This is a genomic window from Clostridium polyendosporum (genome assembly GCF_018332455.1).
In the GTDB taxonomy this organism is placed as follows: domain Bacteria; phylum Bacillota; class Clostridia; order Clostridiales; family Clostridiaceae; genus Clostridium_AY; species Clostridium_AY polyendosporum.
This window is the reverse complement of sequence record NZ_BOPZ01000120.1, coordinates 1-227: the sequence shown is the minus strand read 5'-3', so window position 1 is coordinate 227 and position 227 is coordinate 1. Positions and strand designations below refer to the sequence as shown.

The following is a 227-nucleotide window of genomic DNA, read 5'->3' as shown; positions in this document are numbered from 1 at the left end:
GTCAAACTGCCCACCTAACAATGTCCCGTCACCAGCTTCATGGTGTCCGGTTAGAATCCCAGTACTGTCAGGGTGGTATCCCAAGGTCGACTCCACATCCCCTAACGAGAATGCTTCCTAGTCTCCCACCTATCCTGTACAGACAATACCGAGACTCAATGCTAAGCTACAGTAAAGCTCTACGGGGTCTTTCCGTCCAATCGCGGGTAGCAAGCATCTTCACTTGC

The 227-nt window shown here is 51.5% G+C and carries 1 rRNA gene; it reads right to left on the bottom strand.

The features are described from left to right. A 23S ribosomal RNA gene (locus tag CPJCM30710_RS17665) occupies positions 1 to 227 on the bottom strand; the annotation flags it as partial.